General features: G+C 34.8%; 23 protein-coding genes. 15 read left to right on the forward strand and 8 right to left on the reverse strand.

What is annotated here, in order from left to right:
* Nucleotides 1–32: 32 nt before the first annotated feature.
* The 4 genes from cobJ to cobG all read right to left on the reverse strand — a co-directional run bounded on the left by cobJ (nucleotide 33) and on the right by cobG (nucleotide 4,244).
* Complete coding sequence (gene cobJ, locus GM3708_RS05425; protein WP_066344734.1) at nucleotides 33–1,427, reverse strand: precorrin-3B C(17)-methyltransferase; 1,395 nt, start codon at nucleotides 1,425–1,427, stop codon at nucleotides 33–35.
* Between the two features lie 108 nt (nucleotides 1,428–1,535).
* Nucleotides 1,536–2,240 carry a precorrin-2 C(20)-methyltransferase gene (gene cobI / locus GM3708_RS05430; protein WP_173645036.1) on the reverse strand — a complete coding sequence of 235 codons (705 nt, stop codon included), beginning with the start codon at nucleotides 2,238–2,240 and terminating at the stop codon, nucleotides 1,536–1,538.
* Nucleotides 2,234–2,863, reverse strand: coding sequence for a precorrin-8X methylmutase (locus GM3708_RS05435; protein WP_066344737.1), 630 nt, complete (start codon nucleotides 2,861–2,863; stop codon nucleotides 2,234–2,236). The genes cobI and GM3708_RS05435 overlap by 7 nt, the downstream gene beginning before the upstream one ends.
* Entirely contained in the window at nucleotides 2,856–4,244 is a 1,389-nt protein-coding gene (cobG, locus tag GM3708_RS05440) for a precorrin-3B synthase (protein WP_066344738.1), read from the reverse strand. The genes GM3708_RS05435 and cobG overlap by 8 nt, the downstream gene beginning before the upstream one ends.
* A gap of 220 nt (nucleotides 4,245–4,464) precedes the next feature.
* Here cobG and GM3708_RS05445 point away from each other — a divergent pair, with 220 nt between their 5' ends.
* The gene (locus tag GM3708_RS05445; protein ID WP_066344739.1) at nucleotides 4,465–5,691 is read left to right on the forward strand and encodes a bifunctional cobalt-precorrin-7 (C(5))-methyltransferase/cobalt-precorrin-6B (C(15))-methyltransferase; all 1,227 of its coding nucleotides are present in this window, start codon (nucleotides 4,465–4,467) and stop codon (nucleotides 5,689–5,691) included.
* Here the strand turns inward: GM3708_RS05445 and GM3708_RS05450 are convergent.
* The 3 genes from GM3708_RS05450 to infC form a co-directional block, all read right to left on the reverse strand.
* On the reverse strand, nucleotides 5,635–6,417 hold the full coding sequence (locus GM3708_RS05450; RefSeq protein ID WP_066344740.1) for a cobalt-precorrin-6A reductase: 783 nt from the start codon (nucleotides 6,415–6,417) through the stop codon (nucleotides 5,635–5,637). The two genes, GM3708_RS05445 and GM3708_RS05450, sit on opposite strands and share 57 nt — an antisense overlap.
* 35 nt (nucleotides 6,418–6,452) lie before the next feature.
* Complete coding sequence (gene argJ, locus GM3708_RS05455; RefSeq protein WP_066344741.1) at nucleotides 6,453–7,694, reverse strand: bifunctional ornithine acetyltransferase/N-acetylglutamate synthase; 1,242 nt, start codon at nucleotides 7,692–7,694, stop codon at nucleotides 6,453–6,455.
* A gap of 256 nt (nucleotides 7,695–7,950) precedes the next feature.
* Nucleotides 7,951–8,490, reverse strand: coding sequence for a translation initiation factor IF-3 (gene infC, locus GM3708_RS05460; RefSeq protein WP_066344743.1), 540 nt, complete (start codon nucleotides 8,488–8,490; stop codon nucleotides 7,951–7,953).
* A gap of 204 nt (nucleotides 8,491–8,694) precedes the next feature.
* Between infC and GM3708_RS05465 the strand changes: the two genes are divergently transcribed.
* The 13 genes from GM3708_RS05465 (at nucleotide 8,695) to GM3708_RS05520 (ending at nucleotide 21,707) form a co-directional block, all read left to right on the forward strand.
* On the forward strand, nucleotides 8,695–9,549 hold the full coding sequence (locus GM3708_RS05465; RefSeq protein ID WP_066344744.1) for a branched-chain amino acid ABC transporter permease: 855 nt from the start codon (nucleotides 8,695–8,697) through the stop codon (nucleotides 9,547–9,549).
* Nucleotides 9,550–9,664: 115 nt separating this feature from the next.
* Nucleotides 9,665–10,105: an NfeD family protein gene (locus tag GM3708_RS05470; RefSeq protein ID WP_066344746.1), complete on the forward strand. Its 441-nt coding sequence runs from the start codon at nucleotides 9,665–9,667 to the stop codon at nucleotides 10,103–10,105.
* A gap of 10 nt (nucleotides 10,106–10,115) precedes the next feature.
* The gene (locus GM3708_RS05475; protein WP_066344748.1) at nucleotides 10,116–11,036 is read left to right on the forward strand and encodes an SPFH domain-containing protein; all 921 of its coding nucleotides are present in this window, start codon (nucleotides 10,116–10,118) and stop codon (nucleotides 11,034–11,036) included.
* A 496-nt stretch (nucleotides 11,037–11,532) separates the two neighbouring features.
* Nucleotides 11,533–11,817 (forward strand): Uma2 family endonuclease, encoded by a 285-nt coding sequence (locus GM3708_RS05480; protein ID WP_066344749.1) that lies wholly within the window; start codon nucleotides 11,533–11,535, stop codon nucleotides 11,815–11,817.
* Nucleotides 11,818–12,064: 247 nt separating this feature from the next.
* Nucleotides 12,065–14,023: a molecular chaperone HtpG gene (htpG, locus tag GM3708_RS05485; protein WP_066344750.1), complete on the forward strand. Its 1,959-nt coding sequence runs from the start codon at nucleotides 12,065–12,067 to the stop codon at nucleotides 14,021–14,023.
* Nucleotides 14,024–14,166: 143 nt separating this feature from the next.
* A complete protein-coding gene (locus tag GM3708_RS05490; protein ID WP_071827590.1) occupies nucleotides 14,167–14,382 on the forward strand; it encodes a hypothetical protein in 216 nt (71 codons plus the stop codon).
* Between the two features lie 356 nt (nucleotides 14,383–14,738).
* Nucleotides 14,739–15,077: a hypothetical protein gene (locus GM3708_RS05495; RefSeq protein WP_066344751.1), complete on the forward strand. Its 339-nt coding sequence runs from the start codon at nucleotides 14,739–14,741 to the stop codon at nucleotides 15,075–15,077.
* Nucleotides 15,078–15,477: 400 nt separating this feature from the next.
* On the forward strand, nucleotides 15,478–15,654 hold the full coding sequence (locus GM3708_RS18825; RefSeq protein WP_173644996.1) for a hypothetical protein: 177 nt from the start codon (nucleotides 15,478–15,480) through the stop codon (nucleotides 15,652–15,654).
* A 46-nt stretch (nucleotides 15,655–15,700) separates the two neighbouring features.
* A complete protein-coding gene (locus GM3708_RS05500) occupies nucleotides 15,701–16,240 on the forward strand; it encodes a late competence development ComFB family protein (protein WP_066344752.1) in 540 nt (179 codons plus the stop codon).
* Between the two features lie 182 nt (nucleotides 16,241–16,422).
* On the forward strand, nucleotides 16,423–18,786 hold the full coding sequence (locus tag GM3708_RS05505; RefSeq protein ID WP_066344754.1) for a cation-translocating P-type ATPase: 2,364 nt from the start codon (nucleotides 16,423–16,425) through the stop codon (nucleotides 18,784–18,786).
* Nucleotides 18,787–18,939: 153 nt separating this feature from the next.
* On the forward strand, nucleotides 18,940–19,377 hold the full coding sequence (locus GM3708_RS05510; protein WP_066344755.1) for an FHA domain-containing protein: 438 nt from the start codon (nucleotides 18,940–18,942) through the stop codon (nucleotides 19,375–19,377).
* Nucleotides 19,378–19,507: 130 nt separating this feature from the next.
* Nucleotides 19,508–20,674, forward strand: a complete 1,167-nt coding sequence (locus GM3708_RS05515) for a hypothetical protein (RefSeq protein WP_066344756.1) — start codon at nucleotides 19,508–19,510, stop codon at nucleotides 20,672–20,674.
* Nucleotides 20,675–20,714: 40 nt separating this feature from the next.
* Nucleotides 20,715–21,707: a pentapeptide repeat-containing protein gene (locus tag GM3708_RS05520; protein ID WP_066344757.1), complete on the forward strand. Its 993-nt coding sequence runs from the start codon at nucleotides 20,715–20,717 to the stop codon at nucleotides 21,705–21,707.
* Between the two features lie 101 nt (nucleotides 21,708–21,808).
* Here GM3708_RS05520 and hisH read toward each other — a convergent pair whose 3' ends face one another.
* A complete protein-coding gene (gene hisH, locus GM3708_RS05525) occupies nucleotides 21,809–22,432 on the reverse strand; it encodes an imidazole glycerol phosphate synthase subunit HisH (protein ID WP_066344758.1) in 624 nt (207 codons plus the stop codon).
* A gap of 153 nt (nucleotides 22,433–22,585) precedes the next feature.
* Here hisH and rlmB point away from each other — a divergent pair, with 153 nt between their 5' ends.
* Nucleotides 22,586–23,446 carry a 23S rRNA (guanosine(2251)-2'-O)-methyltransferase RlmB gene (gene rlmB / locus GM3708_RS05530; protein ID WP_066344760.1) on the forward strand — a complete coding sequence of 287 codons (861 nt, stop codon included), beginning with the start codon at nucleotides 22,586–22,588 and terminating at the stop codon, nucleotides 23,444–23,446.
* Nucleotides 23,447–23,591: the final 145 nt, after the last annotated feature.

A 23,591-nucleotide genomic window follows, 5' to 3' on the forward strand; every position in this document is an offset into this window, starting at 1 on the left:
ATTAAAAACTCTTTCAGGCAGGGAACGAAACTTTAAGTATCATAATAACGTGGAGTATAAAGCCATTGAATATTATTTCCTTGTTTAATAATACGGGTTTGACTTGAACCAATTAAAATTATAGTACGCATATCCGCATCTTCTGCGGCTAAATCAGTGAGTGATTTAATTATAACCTGTTGCCCAAGACGACCTAAGTTTCTAGCTAAAACAATAGGAGTTTCAGGTTTACGCCACTGTAAAAGAATTTCTTTTGCCTTGGTTAGTTGCCAAGTGCGCTCCTTGGAAATAGGATTATAAAAAGCCATCGCCAAATCAGCTTGAGCCGCCAAACTAATACGATGGGCAATCACCTCCCAAGGTTTAAGGATATTAGAAAGAGAAATAACGCAAAAATCATGACCTAAAGGTGCTCCAACCATAGAAGCCGCCGCCTGCATTGCCGAAATCCCCGGACAAACTTTGATTTTCACCTTATTCCACTTGTCTTGAGGTTTTCGTTCTAAAACTTCAAAAACTGCCGCCGCCATAGCATAAATACCAGGATCTCCTGAAGAAACCAAAACCACGGATTTTCCTTCACTAGCGAGATTTAAAGCCATTTCTGCTCGATCCAATTCCACCCTATTATCAGATTCATGGCGGTTAATATAAGGTTTCCTAAGATATTCCACCAAATCCAAATAAGTTTTATAACCAACCCAATCCGTTGCACACAGCAACACTTGACGTACTTGAGGAGAGAGCCATTCTTGACTACCAGGTCCTGTTCCCACAATAGTCAATTTACCTTGATTAAGCTCGTTTTTTTGCCCTTCATAAACTAAACAAGTGGGAGAGGGGATAACATTTTGTTGATTAATAGCAATAGTTAAATCACCTTCGGGGGAGAAAGGTAATTGACTATCCATCAACCAAGGAGCTTCACCTAACAACTTAACAGATTTTCCAGCCAACAAATCGGCAATAAAAACCTTCCCATCATCAGGATTTATTAAACGATAACCTTGAGGCGGAGATAATAACGTAGTACGAAAGCGAATTTCTCCTGTGGTTGTGATAGCTGGAGATACCTCTAAAATAGAACCAATTTGGCGTGCAAGTTCATTTACTCCTGTTATTCCTCCCAATAATGGTACTACAGCACTGCCATCTTCCGCGATCGCTAAAAGTGGAGCTTCTTGCCATTTATTTTGCAACAAAGGGGCTATAGTTCTAATTAAAATACCAGTAGCACAAACTCCAATAATAGGAGTACCATGTTGAAACAGCTTTGTTATCAATTCACCAAAATTGTCATAACTGACATCAGCAGATTGAGTGCGATTAGCCAATCCATAAATAACCGCTTCAGGTAAAGCATTTTGAACCTTACGAGCAACATGAATACTGTTTTCACCTAAAATGACAATGGCAGGAGCTTTCATAAGTTACTAAAGATAAAATGGGAGAATGAGAAGAAATACAACAATCAAATGAATTACTTTTCATGAAACATTAAATTATTTTCAGGTTAAAGAAAACCTCAGATAAAGTTATAGGGGTTTAGTTTGGCTAGGAATAATAATTAATGACCAATAGGTAATATCAGATAGTTCAACTTCCCTAATTGGCACAATGCGTTGATTTGGACAGGTCGCTCGTTCAATATACAGAGCACGCTCTAATAGATCTAATTGATCAAGAATTTCCCTTACTTTCGGAAAATGTCTTCCCAATTTAATAATAGCTGCCGCATCGCATTTTTTCAGGTGATCGCCAATAATATCAGCTTCCAAAGTAGCAGGTATAATCGTAAATATATCATTACGATAGGTTAAAGGTGTACCCAACATCGCCGCACCAGCCATCATCGAAGAAATACCCGGCACAACTTCCACCTGAAACTGTGGAGAAAGGCGATTAAAAATATACATAAATGTACCATATAACATGGGATCCCCCAAACACAATACTGCTACATCTCGACCATCTTGTAAATGAAGAGCAATTTTTTCCGCCGCCACATCATAATAAGGTTGGGATGAACGTTCGACACTAAAAGGTAAAGGGATGGGAATTTCAATTTGCTTAGGGGTGATAAAATCAGCAACAAAACCTCTGGCTAGGACTTTACCACTCTCCATAGTAGGATAAGCAATTACAGGAGATGAAGTTAAAATCCTGTACGCTTTCAGGGTTAATAATTCTGGATCACCTGGTCCTATTCCTAAGCCATATAAACGTCCTTGCTTCATAATTCACTCTCCTTAGCTAAGGCATTGACAGCGGCAGCAGCGATCGCACTTCCTCCTCTTCTTCCATGGAGAGTAATAAAAGCGACACAACGAGAATTATGAGCTAATTCCCGCTTAGATTCCATCGCCCCCACAAACCCAACAGGAAAGCCTAAAATTAAGGCAGGTTTAGCTACATTTTCATCTAATAATTCCAATAAACGGAACAAAGCCGTTGGTGCATTGCCAATTACTACCACGGAATTGGCTAAATGAGGTTTCCACAGATCAAGGGCGGCTGCAGACCTTGTATTATCAATAGAACGAGCAATTTCTGGTACTTGAGCATCATGAAGAGTACAAATAATCTCATTATTAGCAGGTAGTCGCCGACGAGTAATACCATTAGCCACCATTTGCGAGTCACAAAGAATTTTAGCACCATTATTTAAGGCAGAACGTCCTTTTTCTATTGCATCAGGAGAAGCTTCTAAATCTTGTACAATATCTGTCATCCCACAAGAATGAATTAGTCGTACGGCTACATGGGCTAAATCAGGTGCTAAATTATTGAATTTAGCTTCTTGACGAATAATGGCAAATGACTGTCGGTAAATCTCATCTCCATTACGAATATAGTCAATCATCTTTAATGTTTAATTTACGGTTTTTAATTAATTTTTCCATCATAGGAAGAACTTCTACAAAGGGTAATTCGGTAATTTTCTCTCTATAGGAATGTTTTTCATCACCAAGATAAATATTATATCCCTCAACCATTTTTCCTTCCTGTTCTATCATAGTACCAACTAGGGTAATTTCCGCAGGACTTGGTTGTGCACAGGACTTTGAACAACCTGTTAGATGAATATTAACGGGATGTTTGAGGTTTAATCTCTCTTGAAGGTGCTTAATTAAAAGCATTCCATGATTTTGAGTTTCGGTTATGGCTGATTTACAACTCGGTTTTCCTGCACAGGCAATAATCGCTCCTTGGGGTTGATTTTTATCGTGGCATAAATTTAACTTTTGTAATTGGGATAAAACTTCTCCTAATTTTTCAGTGGGCATATTCGGTAAGATTATTGATTGCCAAGGTGTAAGACGAATTTCATCCCTACCAAATTCCGTAGCTAGTTTGAGTAAACCTTGCCATTGTTTCAGAGTGACATGACCTAAAGGTAAACTTAAACCAATATAAGATAATCCACCTTGTTTCTGTGGATAAATTCCTAGATGACGATAGGGTAAAGATGGAATTAACTTAATTTTTGTCAAGTTATAGGCAAAATTCAATTTACGGATTACTTTCTGAAGATAAGTGGACAATCCCCAATCCTGTAGAAGATGTTTGAGACGGAGGGGTTTTTCCTGCCGATTTTTCTTCACATAATCCACATAAACACTGGTTAAAGCGTCAATAAGAAAAAGACATTTTTCCGGCTTAATAATAATTTCTGTATCCCATAATTGTTTATCTCCACCTAAAGCTAAATGCAGGTAAGTTTCACTATTGTGAGTCATAGCCGAGAATTGTATCTCATTATAGCGATGTTCCCAGACTGCCGAGGAACGAATACCAATAGCGATTTGCCCTCCTCCGTCAATACCGATACTGAATTTGGGGGAAAGTTGCCCTAATTCGGGATGTTCCTCAATATAGTTTAAAATTGCTTTCATGAGGGAACGAGTATCAAATAATTCCTGTGTATCAATTCCAGCCGTAGGACTGATCATTACATTGCGAAAGTGATCTAGTTGAATATTTTGACTTGCTAAACCTACTTCTTGCAATTGTTGATAAATCTCTATAGATGGAGCAGTTTCTACAGCTCTAATTTGTAAATTACCTCGATTTGTGACTTGAATACTATTTTTACCACATTTTTCTAGGATCTGGACAACTGCTTTTCCCTGTGGTAAATTTATTAACCCTCCTGGTATGCGCAAACGAATTAAAAAACCATCTTGTGCCAAGGTACCATAATATAAACCCGGACAAGTATTAGCTTTAGATAACCAATTCAAATTATTTTCCTCCTCTGTGCAACGCAGAGATTAGATGATTAAACCACTTAAGGTTGGCATTCTGACTCATTCAATTTGACAAAAATTGATTTTACAGCTGCGGCACAGTACCAGAATTTGACTGGACTTTCCCTATCTTAAGTCACAAAAGTATAACATAATTTTTCACCTAATCTAAGATGGTATGGTAAAAGTCTAAAAAGTAATAATTTAATAGATAATGACTCAAAATACTAAATGGTTATCTATTGTGGGTGTCGGTGAAGACGGTTTGAATGGTGTTTCCCCTGTAGGACGATCGCTGATTAATCAAGCTGAAGTGCTATTCGGTGGTCAACGTCATTTAGCTATGTTATCTGCTAATGATCCACGAGAACAAATCCTTTGGTCTTCCCCCCTCGAAAAATCTCTCTCAGACATATCTCAACGTCGAGGTAAAAGGATTTGTATTTTAGCCAGTGGAGATCCTATGTGTTACGGGATTGGGGTGACTTTAAGCCGTCGTTTTCCCCTCACCGAAATGACTATTATTCCTGCTCCTTCTAGTTTCAGTTTAATCTGTTCCCGTTTAGGATGGTCGTTAACTGAGGTGGAAACCCTGAGTCTGTGCGGTCGAAATCCTGCTTTATTACATCGTTTTCTATATCCTAATGCTCGGTTATTGATTTTAAGTGCTGATAAAAATACTCCTTCCCAAGTCGCCCAAATTCTCACTGAAAAAGGTTTTGGTAAGAGTGCAATTACTGTTTTAGAACATTTAGGAGGTAAAAAAGAACGCCTAATGGAAGGGATAGCAAGTAGATGGGATATTCATAATGTAGCTGACTTGAACTCGATAGCCCTTACCTGTATTCCCGATTCAACTAAGATCCCTATTTTAAATCCCCATCTTCCAGGACTTCCCGACGAAGCCTATCACCACGACGGACAATTAACTAAAAAAGAAATTAGAGCCATTACCCTTTCTACTCTTTCCCCCTTACCCGGACAACTATTATGGGATGTGGGAGCCGGTTGTGGTTCGATCTCCATTGAATGGATGCGCAGTGATCATCGTTGTCAAGCTATTGCTATCGAAAAACATCCTCAACGTCTTCAATATATTGCTGATAATGCGATCGCTCTCGGCACTCCCCACTTACAAATTATTGAGGGAAAAGCACCACAAGCCCTTGTCAATTTACCTCAACCAGATACCATCTTTATCGGTGGAGGTGTCACCAGCAAAAATCTCCTCCAAACTTGTTGGAATGCCCTTCCACAAGGGGGAAAACTTGTAGCCAATGCCGTCACCATTGAAGGGGAACAATTACTATTTCAATGGCAAAAACAGTGGGGAGGAAACTTAAGTCGCATTGCCATTCAACGAGCCGAACCTATCGGTAAATTTTTAGGATGGAAAGCCCTGTCTCCTGTTACTCAATATATTGCTATTAAAGGAGATTAATTTAATTAACCAATCAAAAGCCCCTTGAATATCAAAAACTCGATCACCTTCCGGTACACATGGACGTTGAATCATCACCACGGGTAAACCCAATTTCCTAGCGGCGATAATCTTGGGATATGTCGCACTTCCTCCACTATTTTTAGTTACAACTGCTTGAATATTATATTTTTGTAACAAAAACTCTTCACCAACTAAAGAAAAAGGACCTCTAGCCAACAGTAAATGACCTGATGGTAAGGGGGGAGAAGGTGATTCAATCATGCGCATTAAAAACCAGAGAGTATGCAGATGAGCATAAGTAGCTAACTCCTGCCTACCAATGGTAAGAAAAATTCTTTCAGCTAAATCTGATAAAATTTGGGCTGCTGACTCATTACTATCTACCTCAATCCAATTATCTCCCTCTTGTTGTTCCCAAGGCGATCGCAACAATTGTAAACTAGGAATATTAACAATTTTAGTGGCTTTAAAAGCATTCCATGACATTTGACTAGCAAAGGGATGAGTAGCATCAATGAGAAAATCAATTTTTTCTCGCTGCAAATATTCAATCAAGCCAGAAACACCGCCAAAACCACCTATACGAGAACTTCGGCTAATTGGTTGACTGGTTCTACCAGCTAAAGAAGTGATTACTTCTAGGTTAGGAATGTTTGTAACCAGAGAATGTAATTGTAGAGCTTCAGTAGTTCCACCTAAAATAAGTAATCTTTTTTTGATCATTTTTATTTTGTTGAACTGAGATTAATCAAAAATGGTTAGGTTGTATATTCAGCGTTAATCTTCACATAATCATAGCTAAGATCACAACCCCAAGCCTTACCCACTCCTGAACCATTTCCTACAGATACAGAAATTACAACAGTATCATTTTTTAAATATTCCCCTAGTGCCGCTTGTTTCAGATAGTTACTGGCAGCTTGGCGATCGAACACTTGAGGTTGTCCTCTTTCCATCAATAAAAAGTCCCCAAGTTTAATCATTAAATCATCTTGATTAAATTGTACTCCTGCTCTACCTGCTGCTGCGGCTATTCTTCCCCAATTAGGATCACGCCCAAAAATAGCAGATTTGACTAAAGATGATCCCACAATGGTTTTGGCTATTTGACGAGCAGAAGTTTCATCAGTCGCTCCCTGTACTTCTACTTCAATCAAACAAGTAGCACCTTCACCATCACGGGCGATAGCCTTAGCTAAATATTGACAAACTTCTGTCAGCATAGCTTCTAATTTTTGTCCATTTTCGTCTAAGGTAGTGATAGCAGGAGTGCGAGATTGACCATTAGCAAGGGCGATTAAACTATCGTTAGTGCTAGTGTCGCCATCAACGGTAATTTGATTAAAACTCTTATCTGCCGCCCGTTTTAACATTTGTTGCCATAGTTGGGTAGAAACCGCCGCATCACAGGTAATAAAACCTAACATAGTAGCCATATTAGGGTGAATCATGCCTGAACCTTTAGAAATACCACCAATACGCACAGGGCGACCATCAATCATAGTTTCAAGGGCGATGGATTTGGTAACTAAATCAGTGGTAATAATGGCTTTTGCTGTAGATTCTCCACCATTATCCGATAATTCCGCTACTAATTGAGGGAAAGCATTGATCATGATGTCCATCTTGATACGCTGCCCGATTACCCCAGTAGAAGCTAATAAAATGGCATCAGCATCAATATTCAACTCCTTAGCCAGAGCCGAAGCACTATCTAAAGCATCTTGCCAACCCTGCTCTCCTGTAGCTGCGTTAGCCTGACCTGAGTTACATAAAATTGCTCTAGCACTAGATTTTTTTTGTAACTTTTGCCGACAATAATCAACACAAGCAGCACGAACTTCAGAAGTAGTAAAAACCCCAGCGGCGATGGCATCAGTTTCTGAGTAAATAAGGGCTAAATCAGGACTTTTAGAAGCTTTTAACCCGGCGGTGATCCCTGAAGATTTAAAGCCTTTAGGAGCAGTTAAACCCCCCTCAATTACTTTCCAGTCAAACATAAGCAATTAAAAATGAACAGCTAATTAATAATTAAAAGAGAATAATGAATAGTAAATAGTTAAAAATGAACAATTAGGAAAGAGAAAACCTTCGTTAGACAGAAGGAGAATTAAACAAATTGATAGGTGGACAGTTAGAATGAGAGAAAATTATCAATATTTGTACATTTTTGAGAGAATTTTATTCATTCCTAAGAAAAACAATCTACCTGTCTCCCAATCTTCTAGCCTTCTAGTCTCCTAATGTCCTCTTCTCTTACTTTTTGGGTGATAAAAACATAATCATATTACGTCCTTCTTTTTTCGGTTTTTGCTGAATTTCTGCTAACTCAGTCAAATCTTGAGCCATGCGTTCGAGCAATTCCTGCCCTAAGTGAACGTGTTGAGCTTCTCTACCTCTAAAGTTAATGGTAGCTTTAACTTTATCTCCAGCATTGAGAAAACGTTTTGCCTGACTCACACGCACTTGATAATCATGCTCATCAATTTTGTAACGCATTTTCACCTCTTTTATATCCGCAGTATGTTGCTTTTTACGGATAGCACGGGCTTTTTTCTCTTGCTCAAACTTAAATTTACCGTAATCCATGATACGACAAACAGGAGGATCTGAGGTTTCACTGACTAATACTAAATCTAATTCTTGCTCCTCAGCCATACGATTTGCGTCTCTGGTGTCAAGGATGCCTAGTTGTTCTCCTTCTGTACCAATTACTCGTACTTGGGGAAAACGAATATTGTTGTTGATTTTCGGTAGATCTCTTTGATTGGTTCTTTTGTTGTTGCTATAGGTCACAGGTTTTGATTAACTTCTCCAATATGCGATCAAATGGTTTAATGAAAACGGTTGATTGTGTAAATAATATTTTTTCTTCATAGTCAATATTATAATTGCTGATTGCGAATCTGTATGATTTTTTTATCGAAGATTCTTGCTGAATACCTTAAGTAATGCTTATTCAATCATAATATTAAAAAAAATTAACAAGTTTAAATCTTCATGGAAACAATACAATCACTTTTTAATGGTGTGGCAGTAGGTAGTATTATCGCCTTGGCTGCGGTGGGTTTAACTCTCACCTTGGGTATTTTGAGATTATCAAATTTTGCCCATGGTGATTTTTTGACGGTAGGTGCTTATTTAACGTGGTTGGTTAATAATAATGGTGTTAACATTTGGCTATCAATGATCGTAGCGGCAGTAGGGACAATAATTTTAATGTTAATCAGTGAACAGTTATTATGGAAGCCTATGCGAGATAAGCGTTCTAATAGTACATCTTTGATTATTCTTTCTATTGGTTTAGCATTATTCTTACGGAATGGGATTTTATTTATTTGGGGAGGAAGTAACCAAAACTATGATTTACCTTTATTAGAAGCTATTGATATTGGTGGGGTAAAAATTGCTTATTATCGAGTTATTGTCATTGTTTTAACTTTAATTGCGATCGTCGCACTTCATTTTATTCTTAAAAATACCAAAATCGGAAAAGCCATGCGTGCGGTAGCAGATAACATTGATTTAGCAAGAGTTTCGGGTATTAATGTTGAACAGGTAGTCTTATTCACGTGGGTCATTACAGCAGTGTTAACGGCGATGGGAGGGGGTTTATATGGCTTAATTACTGCCGTACGCCCGAACATGGGATGGTTTTTAATTTTACCAATGTTTGCGGCTATCAGTTTAGGAGGTATTGGTAATCCCTATGGTGCGATCGCTGGGGGTTTAATTATTGGTATCGCACAGGAATTAAGTGTACCATTCTTCGGCTCAGAATATAAACTAGCAGTAGCCTTAGTTATAATGATAGTAATTTTATTAGTTCGTCCTCAAGGAATTTTTAGCAAATAATCCAAATGAATTTTGAATAACAATTAGGACTTTTTTAGCTATCAGTTATCAGCAATTATGAATTAATAATTAATTTTATTAATTGAGTTTTTTAATTATTACTTATTATTTAATTATGTCTTCTCCTGTATTTTTATGGCTTATAATTGGCTCTATTTTATGCTTAATGGAATTAATTTTTCCTACAGCTTTTGTAGAATTTGCCATGGGATTAAGTGCAATTATTGTAGCGGGTTTAGCTTTATTAATTCCTTATAATAATGTTTTAATTATTTTATGGATGATTATTTCAGTGGTGCTAGTAATCATGGCTAAAAAGTTTATTATGCCCAAAAAGAAAGATCCTATTTTAGAAGAAGCACAAGAAGGCATAACTATTACGGCAATTGAAGCAGGAAAAACAGGACAAGTTATGTATGAAGGTAATTCATGGAGTGCTATTTGTGAAGATGAAAATATCAAGATTTTTCCTGATGAAAAAGTTTATATTGTTAGTAGAAATGGGAATACTTTATCGGTTTTACCCACAAGATTTTTGAAAAATTCAAGTTTTTAGGTGAAAAATTATGGAATCATTCTTGTTTTTAATTATCGCATTAGGTGGTTCAGCATTATTTGGTAGCGTCAAAATTGTTAATGAAAAAAATGAGTTTTTGGTAGAGCGTCTTGGTAGTTATAATAAAAAATTAGAACCAGGGTTAAATTTTGTTGTCCCATTTCTCGATAAAGTGGTTTATAAAGACACCATCAGAGATAAAATTTTAGATGTAACTCCTCAGTCATGTATCACTAAAGACAATGTATCTATTACTGTTGATGCTGTGGTTTATTGGCGCATTGTGGACATGGAAAAAGCCTATTATAAAATTGAGAATTTAGAATTAGGCATGGAGAAGCTAGTTTTAACCCAAATTCGCTCAGAAATCGGCAAGTTAGAATTAGATGAAACTTTTGTCGCACGGACTGAAATCAACAACATATTACTAAGAGAATTAGATATTGCTACAGATCCTTGGGGAGTGAAAGTGTTGAGAGTAGAATTGAAAGATATTACACCGTCAACTGCTGTACAACAAGCGATGGAGCAACAAATGACGGCAGAAAGAAAAAAACGGGCAGTAATTTTAAACTCCGAAGGGGATAGAGATTCAGCTATTAATTCCGCTCAAGGTAGAGCAGAAGCTAAACTGTTAGAAGCAGAATCTCTGAAAAAAGCAGCTATTTTGGAAGCTGAAGCCAAAAAACAACAGCAACTTCTTCAAGCACAAGCTACCGCCGAATCTTTGGCAATTATCATGAATCAACTTAACAGTGATAAAGGTTCAGAAAAAGCATTACAATTTCTTTTAACTCAACAATATTTAGACACTAGCAAAACTATCGGTAGCAGTGAAAGTAGTAAAGTTCTCTTTATGAGTCCGAATGCTATTGTTTCAACTTTACAGGGTATTGGCTCAATTATCGATACAGAAAACCTCAATCAATAATCAAAGAAGTGTGGGTTAATCCCATTAACCCTCCAAAAATTAAAAAAAAGAATGTTATATTAAAGCAATTGTTTTATCTACTTGACTCTTTATCGTAACTATAATCAATGTTAAATCTCTCACAACTTTAACAAGTGAAGCATTTTCTGAACTATGTATTGCTAATCTTTACATACCAATGAAAAGAAGTCTTTAAGGAGAGTTAATTATCGTGTCGCCAGTAGATAGAGAAAGTGGCAATCGAGAAGATAAGTTAATTTAATTTTTAAAGTTATAGTTAATTAAAATAACACTGAGACAGTCGGGAAAATTATGTAGGATGAACAATGCCCACAAATCAAGGTTTTTGAGAATTTTTAATATTATTAAACTGTTTCATTCTTATTTAAAATGACTATAGTATCTGAAATGAAAAAAGTAAGTTAGGATTTGTTTTTAGTTCATCTACTATATTTAAGTTACTACGAAGAGGTAATCACCACCAGATGTTACTTGGGTGTTATCAGAAAAATGGAATAAATTAACAGAAGAAGAAAAGCGAAAATTTCTACCAATTTGTCAAGATTCTATCATAGAATTGAGATCTCAAAGTGATAGATTAAAACCATTACAGCTAAAAATAGAAGAGTATTTAAACAGTCGATTAAGACAAGGTTACTTACTCAATCCTCAAGATAAAGAAGTAGAAATTTATCAATGGGAAAAACTGATAAAAATGCCTTGTTTGTTATTAGGGGAAAATATATTGCCTAATTTTGAATTGCCGATTGATTATTATTGATATAAAAATCTTTTAGTATCTTTAATTCGGTAAACCACATCTTGATATAGTGGGATTATCTATGACATCATGACAAGTAAGTAAGCCTTCGTCTATGAATAAATTAGATTTTGTGTCTCTCGCAAAGGCGCAAAGACGCAAAGAAAGTTCGCAAAATATAATCTTTACTGTTGTCTAATTTATCTGGGAAAAGAAGGATAAATCTTTATTTATTGTTATTAATTACATTTAAAATAAAATAGAAACTATGACGACTGTACTAGAAAAAGGTAATATCTCCATCCATACCGAGAATATCTTTCCCATTATTAAAAAATCCCTCTATACTGATCATGAAATCTTTTTAAGAGAATTAATATCTAACTCCGTTGACGCTATTTCTAAAGCAAAAATGGCATCTTTAGCGGGAGAAATTACTAACGAGTTACCTGAGCCTGAAATTACTGTTAGTATTGATAAAGAAAAGAAAACTCTTTCTATCAGCGATAACGGTATCGGCATGACAGTTGATGAGATAAAAAAATATATCAACCAAGTTGCCTTTTCTAGCGCTGAAGATTTTATTACTAGATATGGTAAAACCGCCAATGATTTAATCGGGCATTTCGGTTTAGGTTTCTATTCTGCTTTTATGGTGTCTAAGCAGGTAGAAATCGACACTTTATCATATCGTGAAGGGGCAACGGCGATTCACTGGAGTTGTGATGGTTCACCTGAGTTTCAAATAAGTGACTCTACTCGCACCACTCCTGGCACAACTATCACCCTCACTATCATGGATGAGGAAACTGAATATTTAGAAGAATCTCGCATTAAAAATCTTGTCAAGAAATATTCTGACTTTGTACCCGTTGCCATTAAAATGGGCGGTGAAGCGGTTAACCGTCAAAAAGCCTTATGGAAAGAATCTCCCCAAAATCTCACCGATGAAGATTATTTAGAATTTTACCGTTACTTGTATCCTTTCCAAGAAGATCCTTTATTATGGGTACATTTAAGCACAGATTATCCCTTTTTACTCAACGGTATCTTATATTTTCCTAAATTACGTCCTGATGTTGATGTTTCTAAAGGACAAATTAAGTTATTCTGTAACCAAGTATTTGTAAGTGATCATTGTGAAGAGATTATCCCTGAATTTTTGATGCCCCTCAGAGGTGTTATTGATAGTCCTGACATTCCTTTGAACGTTTCTCGTAGTGCTTTAACTAACCATCGCACAGTCAGACGCATTGCAGACTTTATCAGTAAAAAAATAGGCGATCGACTCAAATCTTTATATAATGATGATAAAGCAAAATATATCAGCAGTTGGGAAGATGTCGGCACATTCGTTAAATATGGTGCATTAAGAGATGAAAAATTTAAGAAACAAGTCGAAGATTTAATCATCTATCGCACCACTTATCAAGCTGATAAAGTAGCCGAAACTCCTAAAGTTGAAGTTGACTCTGGAGACGATGCTTGGAAGGATGTCACCCCTGACAATAACCAACCTTACACCACCTTAAACGAATATTTAGATAGAAATAAAGAAAAACACGAAAAACGAGTATTCTACTGTAATAATGCTCAAACTCAAAGCACTTACGTTGACTTGTATAAAAATCAAGACATCGAAGTGTTATTCATGGATTCTTTCATTGACACTAACTACTTTATCCCTTTCCTTGAAAGAGAATATACTGATGTGAAATTCTCAAGGGTTGACTCAGAATTAGACTCTAGTTTGGTGGAAGAAGACAAAGCGAATGAAATTGTTGATGCCAATAGTAATAAAACCCGTGCAGAAGTTATCAAGGAAATTTTTGAGAAAGCCATTAACAAGCCTAAAGTTAACATCAAGACTCAATCCCTAAAAAGCGAAACTCAGGAAGAAACTCCTCCAGCTATGGTATTGTTACCCGAAGCGATGCGTCGTTTCCAAGAGATGACGGCAATGATGCAACAACGAGAGATGAAGTTTCCTGAAGAGCATATGTTAGTAATTAACACTGCTCATCCTTTGATTGAAAATATCTATCAACTTAACAAGGGTGCAATTATTCAAGGTAGCGGTGAATCGCCTACTCAAGAAATGGTTAACCTCATGTGTCAATATGTCTATGATTTAGCCTTGATGGCACAACGGGCATTCGATGCGGAAGGAATGACGGCTTTCGTAGAGCGATCGAACAAAGTGTTAACGAAGCTAACTAAGCGCTAAAATAGTGACAGGGTGGGCAATGCTCACCTTTTTTATTCAATATAAAAATATCTTCAATTTAGCTACAATTTAGAGAATAATAATTTTAGTTTTTATCATAAAGTTATGACTACTTATTTTGAAATCTTAAAATAAGTTGAAAAATGCCCATTACTGATCAATTTCAACTATTAAATACTTTAAAACAATCCCTTAAAAAATACAAAGAATTAGGGGAAACGGACGATATAATATCGGAGTTAGAAATTGCCGAAAGTCAAGAAGCATGGCAGAATTATTTAACTGGTAAAGACAAGGGAATTAGCTCGAGTGAATTAAAAAGGAAGTTATTATTAAATCAAGATACTGATGATATTTGATTATATTCTGTTAAAATAAAAAAAGCAGAAAAATTTTTATTAAAATTACCAAAAAATGAACAAATAAGAATTATTAAAGCCTTAGATAATTTACTTAATAACCCCACAAATCTTGATATTAAGAAATTGAAAGAGCGTTTAGAATTTCCTTTGAGAGTCGGAAAATATCGTCTTTTATTTTTAGAAGATACTAATAATAGTGTATATGTAATTATAACAATTGCCTCTAAGGATGACACTTATAAATAAAGTATTAACGAAATTAACCAAGTGCTAAACTTAACTGTAGAGTGGGCAATGCTTACCTTTTTTATTTTAAGAATTAACATTCCATAAAATTTAATATACTTCTTTGAATGAAACTATACGTTATTTATGGGAATCAAGCATCTAATCAATGGAAAAAAGTAGGAGAATTTGAACTTAATTTATTTATTAATCGAGATTTTACTCCCATTGTTGAACACGAAATATTAACTTTAAATTCACAGGAAATTATTTTGTTTAATGGTGGAAAATTACAAATTTCTGTATCCTATGCGAGAATAAATAGGGATATCAATATTATTGTGATAAGTGACAATAAAACATTAATTAATGTGGGTGGTTTTAAATCTAGTGAAACCAGTTATGATCCCAGTATTATCTTCTTAACACCTCAAGGGCAGCATTTATCTTTAATGATAAGAAATTAAACATTAGAAAAATTGACGGATTTTGTAGCTGAATCAAACAAAGTGTTAACGAGGCTAACCAAGCGCTAAAATAATGATAGGGTGGGCAATGCTAAACTTTCTGATTTTAAGTTTGAAAATCTTTTAAACTTAGTTATATTTTATACGAGAATGTTTCAATCCTTAATATGTATTAGTGATAATTTAAAGTTTGATTTTTTAAAAATTACTGACTACTCATAAATTTTGTTCATTAGTTGCGATCGCCAATGTCAGAATTATTTAGAGCTTGAATAGAAATAAATGTTTTTCCAGTTACATTGATAACAATTAAATCAAAAATAATTGCTATGATATTGATTGAATATAAAATATATGTTTATTACTTTTTTTCAAACATTTAATTCAATTTCGTAAAACTATGGAAGCCGGTGAACCGTCTAGGAACAAGAAAACCACTAGACAAATAACAATAGAAATTTTTGGTACAGCTATCGCATTAACGACTCTTGCCCTGCCAATATTCTTGATTACTAATTTTTCTGCTCAAAATAATTCCAACTCTACACCATCCAATGATATTTTGATTGTGCGTTGATAATAAACTAAAATAATATGGATATTTTGATCTAAAAAGGAATATAATGGGAATAAATAAAATTGTTGATCAAGCATTAGAAACTGGTTATCTGACTCCGATAATGGAAGCTGAAGTAGGGAAATTATGTGAGACTTCTTCCGAACTTTCTATGGAGGAATACATGGCGTTAGATAAACTTATGGGTGCATTATTAACTGGTGAAGTGATAGCGATGCCTCGAAAACAATTTATTAATGTGATGGAAGAATTGGTGGTTAGTGAAGTAATTTCCAGAGTTGCCGAAATTGAAAGCACCAGTAATCGATTACTAGATGTTGGAGATATTTCTGCTTATGCTTTAAATCGCCTACCTCCCCTTTATGCAACGACAGAAGAAGGTGCTAATTTTCAAAGGGAAAAAGCAAAAGAAGAATTAAAAAATTTAATCAATGAACAAGTAGAAAGATCTATTTCATTATATCTAGATCGCCCTGAATTTTATCCCGAAAGACAAGCAATTACTAAAAGTTCAGATGCTAACAGTGTATTTCATCAAGTAACTCAATTATTGCAGTCTCATGCTTCCAATTATGAGTCTAAATAGCTATACTCTTGTCGGAAACAAATTTATCTGGGTAGGAGTAGGTAATGGACACTCTTTCAATGGGTAAGAGTTGTTTAAATTTTTTACTAATTTTAAAAATATGAGTTAGATGCGTTTTAGCTTATCAAATATACTCTCAATGAATATAGTTTAAATATGTATTAGTTTTGTTAATTGTTTTTATGGTTTCTTTAAATTTCACTTCTATTTCCAAAACTGAGAACACTTATGTAGATAATATCACATTAGATATAAGTGGGATGAAATGTGCAGGGTGTGTTAAATCAGTAGAAAAACAATTAACTCAACACGAAGGAATTATTTCCGCTAATGTTAATCTGATTACAGCAGTAGCTTCTATAGAATATGAGTTAGGGATAGTTAAACCAGAAACTTTAGCTGAAAAACTTACTAATTTAGGATTTCCTACTCAAGTTAGGTTAACTGATGAGAGGTTACAAAATCAACAACTAATTATTCAGCAAAAAAGATTATCTCAAGAAAAAACTCAACAATATCAACTAATTACTGCCGCTTTTCTACTTATTTTTTCTACTGTTGGGCATTTACATCATCTCGGTTTACATCCTTGGCATTGGTTAACTAATATCTGGTTTCATTGGGGTTTAGCTACTGCTAGTTTATTGATTCCGGGAAAGGAAATTTTACTTAACGGTTGGCAGGGTTTGTGGCAAAGAAAACCCAATATGAATAGTTTAGTAGGTATGGGAGTAACGGCGGCTTATCTCACCAGTTGTGTGGCTTTGATTTTTCCGGAATTAGGTTGGGAGTGTTTTTTTGATGAGCCTGTTATGCTACTAGGATTTATCTTTTTAGGTAAAGTTTTGGAGTCTAGGGTAAGAAATAGAGCACTTGATTCTTTAGAAAGTTTACTGAATTTACGCCCTCAATTTGCCCGTTTAGTCTCAAAAAATAATCCTTTTCAAGATCAAGGTTTACAAATTCCGGCTATGCAAATTAAACTTCAAGAATGGGTGAGAGTCTTGGCTGGGGAGCAATTTCCTGTTGATGGTGTGATTGTCGAGGGAGAAACTACCGTTGATGAATCTTTATTGACGGGGGAATCTTTGCCTATTTTCAAAACTCAAGGAGAAAAAGTTTGTGCTGGTACAATTAACCATTCTGGTATGGTGATTATTGAGGCGGTAAATGCCGGTAGAAATACGATTCTTAATCAGATTATTGCTACGGTAGAAGAAGCCCAAACTCGTAAAGCTCCTGTGCAAAAATTAGCGGACACAGTTTCAGGTTATTTTACTTATACTATCATAGCAATCGCTTTATTTACTTTTAATTTTTGGTACTTTTGGGGAACAGAAATCTGGTCACAAATTTTAATACAATTAGATACAACGAAGACTATTCTTAGCATCAAATTAGCTATTAATGTTTTAGTTATAGCTTGTCCTTGTGCTTTAGGTTTAGCAACGCCCACCGCAATTTTAGTCGGTACAACTATTGGGGCTGAAAATGGTTTATTAATTAAAGGAGGTGATATTTTAGAACAAGTTAAAAATCTGAAAACGATTGTTTTTGATAAAACAGGAACTTTGACTCAAGGATACCCTGAAATCACTGATATAATAAGTTTTGATGAAAATAATTTTACTAAAAATCAAATTTTGGAAATTGCTGGAAGTTTAGAAATAGTAGCTAATCATCCTCTTGCCCAAAGTATTCTTAAAAAAGCTCAACAATTAGAATTAAATACTCTTATAACCAAAGAATTAACTAATTGTGTTGGCAAAGGTGTTAAAGGAATCGTCACCATCTTAAAATCAGAAGATTGGTTTTATTTAGGTAATCAGTCATGGTTATTAGAGCATGAAACGATAATAAACGATAAAGTGACCAACAAAGTGGAAAATTTGCAAAAAGAAGGTAAAACTGTCGTTTATTTAGCCAAGAATCAACAAATTATCGGTTTAATTGCTTTAATGGATGCTTTAAGAAAAGAAGCCAAAGAAACTGTGGATAAATTACAAAAAATGGGGTTACAAATAATTATGATAAGCGGAGATCAATCAGAAATTGCGAAAAATGTTGCCCTTCAACTAGGCATCGATACTTATTATGGAGAAGTGACTCCCACCAAAAAAAGTGATTTAATTAAACAAATTCAAGAAAAAAATCCTGATAAAATAGTTGCTATGATCGGTGATGGAATTAACGATGCACCGGCTATGACAACTGCCCAATTTTCTATAGCTATGCCTAAAGGAGCACAAGTCGCCATTAAAACGGCTGGAATTATCCTTACTAGAGATAAATTAACGGATGTCATCACTGCCATTAATTTAAGTCAAATGACGTTGAGGAAAATTAAACAAAATCTATTTTGGGCTTTCAGTTATAATTTTATTGCTATTCCTATTGCTGGGGGATGTTTATTAGTTAACTATCATATTTTATTAAACCCTGCCATCGCTGGGGCTTTAATGGCATTAAGTTCTATTTTCGTTGTTAGTAATTCTCTTTTACTAAAATCTCAATTTCAACAATACCAAAAACAAAAATTTACATAAAGTTAAGAAATTTAATAATGTTTAGCAGATCGATGAAAAAACCTTCATGATATATAAAAGAAAAATCCAATACTTAAGTGTTTTTATTAAACTGAAGGAAGATTTATTTAAGTTTATAAGAATTTTACATTTATATTTACTTGAGCGTCAGTAATGCCAAAATTTCCAGCCCAACCCCATAAAGCTCACATTCTTATCGTCGAAGATGATAAAGGCAGACGAGAAATGCTTTTGAGAAAAAGTAAATATTCTATTGGCAGAGCTCAACAATCAGATATTAGAATTCATTCACCTTTTGTTTCTCGTCATCATGCTACTATGATTCGACAATTTGATGATCAAGGCTATACTTATTATGAAATTGTAGATGGTGATGGTAATAAAAACTGTAGTGCTAATGGCATTCTCGTTAACGGTAGAAAAGTCAATAATCAACACTTAAAGAATGGTGATAAAGTGGTTTTTGGTCCACAGGTTTTCATTATCTATCAACATACTCAACGGGATATTTTTCCTTCTTTACCTCCTGATGATCCTTTTGATATTACTTTAATTGATCCTGCTATGATGATCAGTGAATTAGAAGATTAACTAAAAATGACGAATTAGGAATTGAAAACGAATAAAATTTAACGATAAGCTCAAGTATGGGAGAGTCAGAGGTATAATAAAATTGGTTATGATTTCAAAATGTTAAATAAATTATCCCCGACGAAGTTCTATGATCGTATCGTCAGATATAATCGCTAGTATAGCCCATGATTTAAGTCGTTCACAAGAAGCCAAAAGAGCTAAAAAATTAATTTTTTATGTAAGTCAAAGATATTGGGAATCTGATTTTTCCATTATTAATAGTTACTCTTTTGAATCTTTGTTACAAAGTCTTTATGATAATAATCCTACCATTGATGACCTCAAAGCTTTGCTATACCATGCTGTTAATACCTTAAATCGAAAAGAAGTTTATAATAAAATTGGCAAATATATATTTCAAAGAATGTCAGAGTTGTATAATAACCCTGAAATAAATTCTGACATCCAAAATGCCAGTCAAACTAATGAAAACGAATTAATCGATCGCATTGTTGAAAATATTGAATATCATGAAGAATCTCCCAGAATTAAAAAATTAATTTTTGCTGCCTGTAAACAATATTGGGAGAATGATATTACAGTGATTGAGATGTACGATCTCAGAGAGTTGTTATTAGAATTACATGAACTCTATCCTAATCCCAAGAGATTAAAAAAAGCCTTTGATAATATAGTTTCTACCATCAATCGTCAAAATTTTTATTCTTTTATTGCCGATACCATTGTCGGAGAATTAACTTATTTGTACAAACATGAAACCCCTGAGATAATACCAGAAGCTAATACAGGGCAAGAAGAAGAAGAAACGAAATTAATAAAAGCTAAAGCTAAAAATACATCGTCACAAAACTCCCAAAAGGCGAATACTTCAGAAGTTTCTACTAATATTCAATCTTCTACATCACAAGAAAATCCTACTTCTGAGCCTGATTCTTTTGTTTCTCCTAGTAGTGTTCCTGAAGGGCAAATTGTACCTTGGCTAAAAATTGATAGTCTTTTTGATCTGAAACAAGAGATTATGCAATATACCAATCCTTTAAGAGCTAAAATTATTTTGTTTTATGCGGTATATCAAATTGATCCTTGTGAACAACATTGGTTTATTGTCAGAACTTGTAGCATGGATGATCTTTTAGTTAAAATGTTTCAACAAAATGATAAAGATATCAAAACCATTGAAGCTCAATTATTACAAGTAGCTCATTCTAACATAGAAGGATTAGATCCCGAAGATAATGCTCAAACGGTTGGTGCGATTGTAGAATCCATTAAACGATTTTATAAGAAGCTATAGTTATTAAAAAAATTATCAATAATTTATTATTTATCAATCTATGGAAGTTAACGAATTTATTCAACGTTATACCGCCGGAGAAAATGACTTTACTGGTGCAATGTTGGCAGGAATTGATGTAGTCGGAGGAGACTTGATTGGTATTGTTCTTCGTCAAGCAAATTTACAGAAAGCTAATTTTACTTTTTGTTATTTGAGTCGTGCAGATTTTAGTGGTGCAAACTTGGTGGAAAGCAATTTTAGTGGTGCAAATCTGAATCAAGCTAGTTTAGTGGATGCAAATCTTCATCGTTGTGAATTTCATGGGGCTATTTTACAAAAAGCAGATATGAGAGGGGCTCAATTAAGTTTAGCTAATTTATTAGATGCTAATTTAATTGAAGTAGATTTTCGTTCTGCGGACTTAAGCAATGCTAATTTAAAAGGAGCTTGTTTAAGAGGCTCTAATATGCGTCAACAAAAACGGGGTAAACCTACTAATTTACAAGGGGCAAATTTAGATAAAACCGATTTAAAATATGTAGATCTTCAGGGTATTAATTTAAAAGGTGCAAGTTTAGTGGGGGCAAATCTTTCAGATGCTAATTTACGTAATGGAATGTTAGCTGGTGCAGATTTAACTCAAGCTAATTTAAAAGGTGCTTCTTTGACGGATGTCGATTTAACAGGAGCAAAATTAATTGGGGCAAATCTCTCTAATGCTAAGTTAGAAAGGGCTAATTTAACCGATGCCGACTTAAGTAATGCTAATTTAGAAAATGCGACTATGCCCGATGTAAAATTAATTCGAGCTAATCTGATTCAAGCTAATATGAGCTTTGCTCGTCTTAATCGTGTAGATTTGAGTCGTGCTAATTTATATGGTGCTATTTTGCGCAATGCTTCTTTGATGGAAGTGTTTTTTGCTCGTACTAATTTAACCTCCGCTGATTTTACCAATGCTAATTTAATTGGTGCTGATTTAACCAGTGCTAATATTACTGGGGTTAATTTTGACAGTGCTATTATGCCTGATGGTCAAGTTTATCATTAAACATCTGGGAAAAAAATTAAAGTCAATTCTAGTTTAGAAATTATCGATTATTCTCACTATTCCCCATTGTTTCACTTTTTCGAGATGTCTATTTATTGTTTTCAGGTTGAGACTAATTCAACAAAGTTAGTTAAGATTTGTAAACCATAATCTGATGATTTTTCCGGGTGAAATTGTACTGCCATTAAATTATTTTGAGCAATGGCTGCAGTTACTTTTTGTGAGCCATGGGTAACTTGTGCAGAAATTATATTAGAATCTATGGGAGCGACATAATAAGAATGAACAAAATAAAGATAAGGAGACGCAGGAAGATTTTTCCACAGAGGGTGATTATTTTGGATAAAATTCAGGGCATTCCAACCCATGTGAGGAATAGTTAAATTAGGCTCAGATTGAAAACGCTTGACTTTGCCTTGAATAATGCCTAAACCTTCTTCTTTTCCTTCCTCAGAAGCCTCAAATAAAATTTGTAATCCTAAACAAATTCCCAAAAAAGGTTTGCCACTTTTTACCGCTAATTTGATAGACTCAACTAAATCTCTTTCTTTCAGATGTTGCATTGCAGGATCAAATGAACCTACCCCGGGTAAAACTACTCCATCTGCTTTGGCTATTTCCATCGGAGAATCGGTAATTTTTGGGGTTGCACCTGCTTTTTCTAAACCCTTACAAGCTGAGTGTAAGTTTCCCATATCATAATCAATTACAGCAATAATAGTCATTTATCGATTCACAATTACAATATCTTAATTATTACTCAAATCTTGCACCTAGTTTAAAATATAATAAGAGAAGTAAGCTGTAGGATGTTGGTTTAGAGTGTGGAAATAATCTTACTCAATCCTTATTCCTCATTCCTCATTCCTGATTTTTCTATGAAATCCAAAACTTTTTCCAAACCCTTCAACAAGAAAGAAAACAATCCCCATCGTCACATCTCTCCAAAAAAAGAATTTATCGCATCAGAAAATGAGATAGAAAATGATTCTCCAGATTTAATTTATGGTTGTTATCCTGTTTTAGCCGCATTAGAAAATAACCATCAATTAAATCGCCTTTATATTATCAGTAAACTTCTTTATGATCCACGCTTTGAAACATTTTTACCTCAAGTAAAAGCTAATGGTACAGTTATTGATGTAGTTGACAATAATCGTCTAAATCAAATCACTAATTCGGCTAATCATCAAGGAGTTGCGGCTACTGTCGCCCCTTATGAATATTTAGAATTACCTGCATTAATTACTCAAGCAAAAGCGGATAGTGATAATCCTGTAATCATTATTGCTGATGGGATCAATGATCCCCATAACTTAGGCGCCATTATTCGTACAGCCGAGGCTTTAGGTATGCAAGGTTTAATTATACCTCAACGTAGAGCTGTTGGTATTACTTCAACGGTAAAAAAAGTTGCAGCGGGGGCTTTGGAATATTTCTCTGTAGCAAGAGTTGTTAATTTACAAAATGCGATCGCAGAATTAAAAGAAGCGGGTTTTTGGATTTATGGCACAATAGCCGATAGCGGTAATGTTTTACACAAAACTAAATTGGAAGGTGCAATAGGATTAGTGATAGGCTCGGAAGAAAAAGGGATTAGTCAATCAACGGCAAAATCCTGTGATTTCTTGATGTCGATTCCCATGAAAGGAAAAACCCCCAGTCTGAATGCTTCAGTGGCAACGGCGATTTGTCTTTATGAAGTATCTCGTCAGCAATTGTTAAATAATTCCAAGTAAAAATAATTGGGTTGAATCACCCCTTGTCAATGTCTTAGATAAAACACTAAAGTGAAAATTAAGCCTGGATAGAAAAAATATTACACTATTGGACTTCAGTTAGTCGAATCATAGGCTATCATTCAAAAAACGAAAAAATAATCAA

This window comes from Geminocystis sp. NIES-3708 (genome assembly GCF_001548095.1).
Classification (GTDB): domain Bacteria; phylum Cyanobacteriota; class Cyanobacteriia; order Cyanobacteriales; family Cyanobacteriaceae; genus Geminocystis.